This is a genomic window from Trueperaceae bacterium, from assembly GCA_031581195.1.
Taxonomy (GTDB): Bacteria; Deinococcota; Deinococci; order Deinococcales; family Trueperaceae; genus SLSQ01.
The window spans coordinates 1-3,127 of sequence record JAVLCF010000173.1 but is presented as its reverse complement, the minus strand read 5'-3'; the positions used below and the strand labels follow the sequence as shown (position 1 = coordinate 3,127).

The 3,127-nt window shown below is 72.4% G+C and carries 3 protein-coding genes; all 3 read right to left on the bottom strand.

Annotation, left to right across the window (positions count from 1 at the left end; all coding sequences use genetic code 11):
• Window positions 1-467, bottom strand: a 467-nt coding sequence (locus tag RI554_11075; GenBank protein ID MDR9392555.1) for a P1 family peptidase, incomplete at its 3' end; no start/stop codon positions are given.
• Window positions 464-2,656 (bottom strand): transglycosylase domain-containing protein, encoded by a 2,193-nt coding sequence (locus RI554_11070; GenBank protein ID MDR9392554.1) that lies wholly within the window; start codon window positions 2,654-2,656, stop codon window positions 464-466. The genes RI554_11070 and RI554_11075, both read right to left, overlap by 4 nt.
• Window positions 2,657-2,701: 45 nt before the next feature.
• Complete coding sequence (locus RI554_11065) at window positions 2,702-2,875, bottom strand: hypothetical protein (GenBank protein MDR9392553.1); 174 nt, start codon at window positions 2,873-2,875, stop codon at window positions 2,702-2,704.
• Window positions 2,876-3,127 lie beyond the last annotated feature (252 nt).

The window sequence follows — 3,127 nt, the reverse complement described above, 5'->3', positions numbered from 1 at the left end:
AGCTTCGCGACCGTCGCGCCGGTCCCGGCCCCGACGGCGCCCTGCGCGACCGGCCCGTCGTGCGCCGCGTCGGTCGCGGCGCGGCCCTCCGCGGCGCCCGGACGGACGTCGGACCGCCCGACGGCGAGGTCGTACAGCACCGCGGCGGGCACGATGGGGACGCGGCCGGCGGGGGTGGGGACGCCCTCCCCCGCCGCCTCGAGCGCCGCCATGACGCCGCCCGCCGCATCGAGGCCGAAGGCGCTGCCGCCCGTGAGCAGCACGGCGTGCGCGACGCCGACGGTCGCGGCGGGGTCGAGCAGCGCGGTTTCGCGGGTGCCCGGCGCCGCCCCCAGGACGCGGCCGGAGGCGACCGCCCCGCCGGGGGGCGCCAGGACGACCGTGCAGCCGGTCCGGGCGACGTCATGGGTCCAGTGCCCGACGCGGACGCCGGGGACCGCGGTCAGGCCGGGATCCCCGGTCGTCACGGCGCGACCTCCTCGAGGTAGGCGTCGAGGCGGGCGCTGGGGACCGCGACGATCTCGATGCGGTCGGCGGGGGTCGACGCGGTGGCGCGCCGTCCCGTGGCGGTGTCGATGGGGACCTCCACCTCGAGCGCGCCGGCGAGGCTGCGCTCGGGCAGGGTCGTGCCCTCGAGGAAGGCGGCGCGCGTCCCGTCCGGGTCGGCGGTACCGGTCGCGCGGTCGAACGTCCGGAAGGTGACGCCGTCGGGGACGGGGAAGCCGTCGGGGTCGGCGGGGACGCCGGCCAGGGCCCCCTGCACGAAGTCCTTCCAGACGTAGATCGGTTGCCGGGAGCTGTTCACCAGGTCGGTGGAGCCGTCGGGCAGCGTCATGGTCCGCGGGAGGGAGCCGCTCCGGTCGTTCCCGATCCACACCGCCGCGGTGATCTCGGGGGTGGTGCCGAGGAACCAGATGTCGCGCTCGTCGTTCGTGGTGCCGGTCTTGCCGGCGACGTAGCGGCCGGGGAGGGCCGCCCGCCAGGAGAAGGCGGTCGGTCCGCGGTCCTCGACGTTGCCGCGCAGCAGGTCCAGCACCTGGTACGCCGTCGTGGCCTCCCACACGCGGTGGCGGCGCGGGTCGGCCTCGTAGAGGACGTTGCCTTCGGCGTCCTCGACGCGGGTCACGAAGTGCGGCTCGACCCGCACCCCGCCGTTCGCGAAGGCGGAGAAGCCGCTCGCGTGCTGCAGCGGCGTGACCTCGAACGAACCGAGCGCGAGGCTGTAGTACGGCTCGACGTCGTAGCCGAGTTCGCGGGCGCGTTGCGCGACGGCGTCGGGCGACGCCGCCTCCAGCGCCTTGACGGCCGGGATGTTGCGCGACAGGTTCAGGTGCTCGCGGACCGTGGCCGCACCGACGAACGTGTCGTCGTGGTTGCCGGGCTCGTACGGCGGTTGGCCGCGCTGGTTGAAGGCGGTCGCTTCGTCGACGAGAACCGTCGCCTGATGGAAGCCGGCCTCCTCGATGGCGGTGGCGTACGCGATCGGCTTGAAGGAGCTGCCCGGCTGGCGGTTGGCTTGCGTGACGCGGTTGAGCTCCCCCTCGCGCACGCCGGGCCGGAGCTTCTCCCCGACCATGGCGTGGACCTCCCCGGTGGCGGGGTCGAGCCCCACGATCGCGAGTTGCGCACCGTCGGGCAGGGTCGCGTCGAGCGCCGCGCGGTTGGCGGCCGCCTGCGCCTGCACGTCGATCGTGGTGGTGACGCGGAGGCCGCCGCGCCCGAACACGGCGGCCTCCCCGAAGCGGTCGGTGAGCCAGTTGCGGACCGCGACGACGACGTGCCAGTTGAGGTCGCTGCTGATCGAGTCCTGCACCAGCACCGCGTCCCCCGTCGGCGTGGCGGAGACGAGGCTCCCGTCGGGGGCGTACGTCACGTCCCACCCGCGCGGCTCGAGGGGGTAACGCCAGGCGCGGTCGGCGGCGTCGCGACTGAGGGTGCCCTGCCGCACCATGCGGTCCAGGACGGTGCGCATCGAGGCGCGCGTCGTTTCGAAGTCGGCGTGGCGGGCGTTCGGGGCGGGAATGAGGCGCGCGAGGTAGAGGCCTTCGGCGAGGTTGAGTTCGATGGGGTCCTTGCCGAAGTACGTCTGCGCGGCGCTGCGGATGCCGTAGACGTTGCCGCCCCAGAACACGACGTTGACGTAGCGCTGGAGGATCTCCGGTTTCGTGAGGCGCCGCTCCAGCTGGATGGCGAGCAGCAGTTCCTTCGCTTTGCGCTCCAGCGACCGGTCGGCGCGGATGTCGGCCAGGACGGTGTTCTTCACGACCTGCGTCGTGATGCTCGAGCCGCCCCGGTCGCCGCCGGCCAGGAACTCCTCGTAGAAGGCGCGGAGGATGGCGGGGAGGTCGAACCCGTAGTGCTCGAAGAACTGGTCGTCCTCGTACGCCACGATCGCCTGCAGGGCGGCGGGACTGATGGCGTCGAGGCCGACCGGTACGCGGTTGGTCGAGGCGCGGTCCTCGCCGGTGACCGGCACGATGCGGCCGATGCGGGTCCCGTCCCGGGCGTACACCTCGCTGGTGGCGGTGAACTCGAGCGCCACGACGGCGTCGAGGTCGGGCAGCTCCTGCGACCATTTCAACGCCGCGACGGCGAACCACGACCCGACCGACAGGAGGCCGGCGACGACGACCCCGGCGTCCAGTGGCGTGATCATACCCACCTCTGGGCCGCCATCGGATATAAAACGTCGCGCTGATCGTCACCGAGCACGTCGAATCGCCTGGCGGTCTAGGTACCGGGTGACGCCGCCAACGGCGAGGCCGAACCCGGCGACGAGCAGCAGAAAGCCGACGAGCCGGCTCGTCCCGAGCGTCATAAGCGCCAACACGATTCCGAAGAGGAGCGCGAACACACCACCGACCACGGCGGCCACGTCGAGCAGTGGTGATGGTTGGACTGTCTCACAGTGTGGACAGATTCTGGCGGTCCCTGAGATCGGCTCGTGGCAGTCGACACATCGGACACGCTCACGCGACACGCCAGTTGTTCGCCACTCGAGAACTTATCGTATTCGCTGCGGGTGGCGACGTTAGTCGTCGGCAGCAGCCGCGCTCGGGTCGGTCACCGCTCCAAGCGTCTCCTCGACCTGTGTAACGACGAGTGCGAGGGCAACGACCGCGAGGCC

Coding starts and splice junctions, on each gene's coding strand:
- RI554_11070 (MDR9392554.1), bottom strand. CDS start 2,656: ATGATCACGCCACTGGACGCCGGGGTCGTCGTCGCCGGCCTCCTGTCG.